The organism is Lentzea sp. NPDC004789, from assembly GCF_053601075.1.
On record NZ_JBSGBE010000009.1, the window covers coordinates 338,008 to 344,330 of the forward strand.

Below are 6,323 nucleotides of genomic sequence, written 5' to 3' on the forward strand. Positions count from 1 at the left end.
TGCTTCAGTGTGGATCGAAACCGGATGTGTCAGGGGCAAATCCGGCAGGGGTCAGGGGGAAACCCTGATGGCAAGGACGCCGAGCCCGGGCAAGCTGGAGTCGTCAAGGGGAGATCCGCACTTCGAGGAGAGTCATGAGCGAGTCCAAGCCCGAGTCCACCCGTACCGCCGTCGACTCGGTGGTCGACGCCGTTCGCGGGCTGGTCAGCGAGGGCATCAACCGTCGGGTGGTCGTGCGGGACAGCAAGGACGACGTGCTGCTGGAGGTGCCGGTGGCGCTCGGTCTGGTCGCGGCGCTGGCCGCTCCGGTGGCCACGACGATCGGTGCCGGTGTCGCGCTGGTGGGCAAGTGCGAGATCAAGGTGGAGGACCGCCGCAAGCCCGGCGGCCAGCCGGCGACGGTGGACGCCGAGCGCATCTAGTCCATTGTCGCGGCCAAGTTGTGCTCTCGGTTGTCGATGAAGGGAACTTTCATCCACCTCAGGTCGATGAAGGCTCCCTTCATCGACGATGTGAGCGCCAGAACTTAGCCGCGACGATCTACTAGCGGGGGAGAACGACGGCGGGCGGTCATCAGGCCGCCCGCCGTCGTCGTCAGCCGGTCGTGCAGGCGCGGCCGTTGAGGGAGAACGCGCTGGGGTTCGGGTTGTTCGGGCCGTTCGTGGCGGTGAAACCGATCAGCAGCGAACCACCGGGCGGGATGGTCGGGTTGTAGTCCACGTTCGAGGCGCCCACCCAGCCGCCGGACTGGCGGTAGGTCGCGTTCCACATGTTGTTGACGGCCTGGCCCGCGCCGAAGACCCAGGTCAGCATCCAGCCGTTGACGGGAGCCGAGCCGGTGTTGGCGATGGTGACGTCGGTGCGGAAGCTGCCGTTCCACTGGTTCGTGACCCGGTAGGTCACCCGGCAGCCGTAGGTCGGCGCCGGGGGAGCGGGCGGGGGCGGAGGTGGCGGTGCGGGGGTGGCGGCCGGCTTCGGCTGGGTCCTGGGCACGGGTTTGGGTGCGGGCAGGGCCACGGCCGGAGGTGGGGGCGGCGGTGTGGTGGTCGACGGCGTGGTCGTCGTCGGCGGCACAGTGGCGGGCTGCGCGTTGCAGGGCGGTCCCCACAGGCCCAGGCTGCTGCTGGCGGCGGACTGTTCGGCCTGCTTGAAGGCCGGGTAGTCGGTGGAGTCCGTGCGCATCGCGCCCGAGCCCACGGCGAGGAGGGCGTAGTCGGTGCCGTCGGGCAGCCACACCGGGGACGCGTCCGGTGCGGACATGGTGACGCGGACGTTCTTGTCCAGCAAGGTCGTCCTGGCGAACGCCGTGCCCGACTCCGCCCAGCACGCGCCCGGCTCCGCGAGGCCGGTGATGCGGATCTGGGCGCCGTTGGACAGCACGACGGTCCTGGCGTCCTTCACGTCCTTCACCGTGACCTCGATCGAACCCTGCGGTATCGGCGCTTGCAGGATTTCCGGGTTCGGCCGCGGCTGCGGCGCCGGACCGGAATTGCCGCCGGCACATCCGGCCGAAAGCACGGAAACGGCCAGCGTGGCGATCGTCAATTGCGGTGGCCTCATTGTTGAGAAGTTAGAGGGCGCACGTCGTCGTGTGCGGAAGCTTCCGGAGTACCCGGAAAACTCTCGGCGTTCTTCGGCAGGAGGACCACTCACCGTACGCGTGTGGCCAGCGAGGACGCGGCCAGGCCGAGCGCGATGAGGCCCGCAGCGGGAAACAGCACGGTCCACGGCGCCCGTTCGACGTACGGCATTCCCTCGGCGATCAGCAGGCCCCATTCCGGCTCGGGCGGCTGGGCGCCGAGCCCGAGATAGCCGAGCGTCGCGAGCGCCAACGCGACGGCGGGCAGCCGCACGCAGGCGTTGCGCACCACCGAAGGCACGATCGCGGGCAGCACGTGCCTCGTGGTCAGATGCCACGAGGAGGCGCCCAGCGCGCGAGACGCGACGAGGTAGCTGCTGTCGCGTTGTTCGGCCGCCAGCGTGCGCGCGTGGCCGGCGAGAGGTGCCCAGCCGGTGGCGACGACGGCGGCCACCGCGCCGGACCAGCCGGGACCTGTCGTTGCCGCGACCACGAGCGCGACGACCACCGCGGGCAGGGCGTTGACGAGCGCGGCGGCCGCGGACGTGCGCTTCGCCGCCAGGCCGACCAGCACGCCGATGACGGCGGTCGTGGCGGTTGCGGCGAGTGCGAGCAGAGCGGTGTGCACGGCGCCGTGGCTCAGCCGGGCCAGCATGTCGCGTCCCAACGCGTCGGTGCCCATGGGGTGCGCCAACGACGGCGGCCGCAGACGGGCCGTCAGGTCCACCGCGAACGGATCGCGCAACAGCCCGTAGGCGATCACGGCGCCGACCGCCACTATCGCGCAGATCCACAACCACGGCCGCGACGACGGCCGTGACACGGGTGGTGCGGCCGTCAGCGCTTCCGCTTCGGCGGCGGGGCCGAGCAGCAGCCGGCGGGCCGGTCCGCCGAGGGCGCCCGCGGCCACCCCGACCACGAGGATCACCAGGACGCAGGCCTGCACGACGGGAACGTCCTGCGCGATCGCGGCGTTGACCGCGAGCCGGCCGATGCCCGGCACCGCGAACACGACCTCGACCGCGGCCGCTCCGCCGACGAGCCCGGCGAAGAGCAGGCCGAGCTGCCCGGCCACCACGGACGAGGCCCGGCGCAGCACCGCGAGACCGATCACGCGGCGACGGAGGCCCGCCGCGGTCCACGCGCGCAGCCACGGTGCGCTCGCCGCGTCCCGGACGGCGTCGCGGGCGATCACGCCGAGCACGGCGCCCGCCGGGACGCCGAGCGCGACCGCGGGCAGCACGGCGTTGGCCAGGTCGTTCCACCCCGAGGTGGGCAGCCACCGCAGCCGCACCGCGAACAGCACGACGAACAGCGCGCCGAGGACGAACTCGGGCAGGCCGGCGAGGACCGCGGCGACACCGTTGCGGCTGTGGTCGACGCGGCCGTTCACCGCGCGCACGAGGGTCCGCGCGACGAGCAGCGCCATGACGGCGATGGCGACGAGCAGGGCGAACGCGGTCAGCGTGGCGGACACGCCGAGCGCGTCCGCCACCCGTGCGCCGACTGGTTCACCGGAGACCCAGGACCGCCCGAAGTCGCCGTAGACCGCGTCGGAGAACCACTGGCGCAGCAGACCGGCCGGGCCCGCGTCGAGCCCGAGCTCCCGGCGCACGGCGGCCAGCGCCTCGGCGTCGGGTTCGCGTTCGGTCGACCTCGCTCGGAGCACGGTCAGCGCCGCGTCCCTGCCCGAGATCAGCGGCAGGAGACCCAGCACGGCGGTGACCGCCGCGACGAACGCCGCGACGACGGCCCAGCGACCGGCGACGGCGGTGAGACGTGCGGTCATTCGCGCGTCGTCGACCGCGTCACGAGACGACGTTCGTACGGGTCCTGGTCGAGCTCGCGGACGGCGGCGGAATGCCCGATGAAGGTGCGTTCGTGCACGAGCGGCACCACCGCCGAGGTCGCGAGCACCGCGGCCTGCGCGTCGAGCGTCGCCTGTTCGCGGGCCGCGGTGTCCTGGGCGGCGACGGCCTTGGCGACGGCCGCGTCCACCTCGGCCGCGCACAGCTTCGTCAGGTTGTAGCTGCCGGAGCAGGTGAAGTCGGTGTCGAGGTACCCGGCGGGATCACCGCTGTCCTGCACGTACGACCGGGACAGGATCACCGCGTCGAACCGGCCGGCGAGCACGTCGGCTTCGAGCTGGTTGTACTGCCGGACGACCTGGTCGACCACGAACCCCTTGCGCCGCAGGGCTTCCGCCACCGCGGAGGCGACCTCGGGCAGTTCCGGGCGGTCGCTGATGGTCGCGAGCACCACCTTCTCCCCGGTCGCCACGCGGTCGGTCGCGGGCTGCGGTGCCGGTGCCGTCGCCCACGGCGTCGCCGGGCCGAGCAGACCGCGCGCGGCATCCGCGTGGGACTCGTAGACACCACTGGCGAGCGCGTTCTGGTCGACCGCGCTCCTGGCGACTCCGCGCAGCGCGGGATCGCTGAACACACCCTTCGCCGTGTTCATCGACAGCGCCACGACCCTGGGCAGCGGCACCTCGATGCGCTGCAGGTTCTCCGCGGTGGAGACCGGCAGCGTCGCCGCCACGTCGACCTCGCCCGCGCGCAGGGCGGCGGTGCGGGTCTGGCCGTCCGGGATGAACCGGACGTCCACTCCGGACAGTCGCGGCGCACCGGCCCAGTAGCCGGGGAACGCGCCGAGCGCAGCGCTCTCGTCGCCCTTGAGCTCCTGCAGGACGAACGGGCCGGTGCCGGCGTTGCGCGGGTTCGCGCTCTTGCCGGCGTAGGCGCCGGGGGCGAGCACGACGAGGTTCGGCGAGGACAGCCGCTGCGGCAGGATCGGGTCCGGCTTCGCGGTCGTCACGGTCAGGTCGAGGTCACCGTCGGCCGAGGCCGCGAGGTCGAGGCCCTTGACCGCGCGCGGCACCGGGCTGGCGTGGGCCGCGCGGGTGAGCGCGTCGGCCGCGGCCTGCGCGGTGAGCGGGGTGCCGTCGTGGAACTTCACGCCGGTCCTGAGGCGGAACCGCCACTGCGTGTCCGACGGCCGCGTCCAGCTCTCCGCGAGCAACGGCTCGGGCCGGCCGGAGCGGTCGAGCCCGACCAGCGTCTCGGCGATGCCGAGCTTGGTGAGCAGCATGCCGTCGTTGCCCCACGGCGACATCGCCTGGGAGGGCGGGAACGGCAGTGCCACGCGCAACCGTTGCGGGCCTTGGGAAGCCGCTCCCGTGAAGCAACCGGCGGTCAGTCCGCACACGGCAGCCAGCGCGGTGACGAGAAGTGCCCGTCGTGATCTCATTTCCGGCCTTTCGGTGTTTCGGAGAACGCGCCGAGGCGCGCGAGGGCGGTGAGCACGCAGGCCCCCGCCAGTGGCAGCAGTGCGAGCACGATCCAGGCGACGCGGCCGTGCTCCAGCAGGGCGCCGCTGGCCGTGCTGCCGACCAGCACGGCCACCCCGCCCGCGGAGGCCAGGACGCCGAAGTAGGTGCCGAGCCTGCGTTCGCCCGCCAGCGCCGGAACCAGCTCTTTCGCCTGCGGCACGGCGAGCATCTCGCCGAGGACGAGCAGCACGACGAACGCGACGGCGCCGGTGAGTCCGGGCGGGCGCAGCGCGACCACGGCGAACGCGAGTCCGATGAGCACGAACCCGCTGACGAGGGCGCCGCTGCGGCCGAGCAGCCGGCGGCCGAGCGCGGACACCGGCAGCTGGCCGAAGATGATCAGTGTCGAGGCGAGCGCGAACAGCAGCCCGAGCGTTGCGGGGTCGGCACCGACGCGGTTCAGCTCGACCGGCAGCGCCAGGTAGAGCTGGTTGTAGGACACCAGGTAGGCGGAGTAGCCGGCGGCGAACACCAGGAAGACCTTGTTGCGCACCACCTCACGCCAACCGGCCAGCACCGGTTCCGCGCGGTGCTCCGCCGGCAGCCGGGGCAGCAACCGCGCGTGCATGATCCCGATCGCGGTGAAGAGGGCGGCGCCCACGAGGCAGGCAGTGCGGAACTGCCCCGCCAGCACCACGCCGAGCAGGGGACCGGTGACCGCGCCGAGCTCGCCGCACACCGCGAACACCGAGAACACGCCGGCCCGGCGGTCCGGGTCCGTCTCCCGGGCGAGCGACGCCTCCACGGCGGGCGAGAACAACGCACCGGCCACGCCCACGAGCACGACGCCCACCAGCACCCCGGGCAGCGACGACGCGAACGCGAGCACCGCGAACCCGGCCACCCGCACCGCACAGCCGATCAGGATCGAGGGTTTCGGCCCGTACCGGTCGGTGAGGGTGCCGCCGACGACGAACAGGCCCTGCTGGCTGAACGTCCGCAACCCCAGGACCAGGCCGATCACCCAGCCCGCGAGCCCCAGGTCGCCGGCGAGGTGACCGGCCAGGTACGGCACGACCAGGTAGAAGCCGACGTTGAACAACAACTGGCTGGTGACGAGCAGCCGTGCCACCGGGCTGAGCGAACTCAGCCGTCCCAGCGCCCGGCCGCGCTCACGTACCGCCCCCAAAACGAACTCCGCCCATCTCTGTTCAAACCGCCGAGCGGCAACGTTAGGTGTGAATTGACCCTAACCAATGCCCGACTGGAAAACGGAGAAAAACTTCCCCGGTTTTCGGAGTTGTTCGAGAGAGATTGGGCACATATAGCGCAATGGCTATTTGTGAATGGTTCGAAAAAAAGGGGGGGCGCCGGCCTGAGCCTCGCCCCAAAACCCGACCAAACGGAATAGGATTCCAAAAACATTAGAAAACAAAAAAAAACTTATTAAATCAATTAACAATAGAATGTATA

At 71.5% G+C, this 6,323-nt stretch carries 5 protein-coding genes; 1 reads left to right on the forward strand and 4 read right to left on the reverse strand.

The annotated features are described in order from the left end of the window. The first annotated feature begins 134 nt into the window (after positions 1-134). Entirely contained in the window at positions 135-422 is a 288-nt protein-coding gene (locus tag ACWEIJ_RS22870) for a DUF4342 domain-containing protein (RefSeq protein WP_449839224.1), read from the forward strand. Between the two features lie 172 nt (positions 423-594). On the opposite strand, the gene ACWEIJ_RS22875 is transcribed toward ACWEIJ_RS22870, so the two are convergent. The 4 genes from ACWEIJ_RS22875 to ACWEIJ_RS22890 form a co-directional block, all read right to left on the reverse strand. Beyond that, positions 595-1,560, reverse strand: a complete 966-nt coding sequence (locus tag ACWEIJ_RS22875; protein ID WP_449839225.1) for a cellulose binding domain-containing protein — start codon at positions 1,558-1,560, stop codon at positions 595-597. A gap of 89 nt (positions 1,561-1,649) precedes the next feature. Further along, positions 1,650-3,368, reverse strand: a complete 1,719-nt coding sequence (locus ACWEIJ_RS22880; protein ID WP_449839226.1) for an ABC transporter permease subunit — start codon at positions 3,366-3,368, stop codon at positions 1,650-1,652. Continuing rightward, positions 3,365-4,828, reverse strand: coding sequence for an ABC transporter substrate-binding protein (locus ACWEIJ_RS22885; RefSeq protein ID WP_449839227.1), 1,464 nt, complete (start codon positions 4,826-4,828; stop codon positions 3,365-3,367). Before ACWEIJ_RS22885 ends, ACWEIJ_RS22880 begins: the two co-directional genes overlap by 4 nt. Then, positions 4,825-6,039 (reverse strand): MDR family MFS transporter, encoded by a 1,215-nt coding sequence (locus ACWEIJ_RS22890; protein WP_449839228.1) that lies wholly within the window; start codon positions 6,037-6,039, stop codon positions 4,825-4,827. The genes ACWEIJ_RS22885 and ACWEIJ_RS22890 overlap by 4 nt, the downstream gene beginning before the upstream one ends. Positions 6,040-6,323 lie beyond the last annotated feature (284 nt).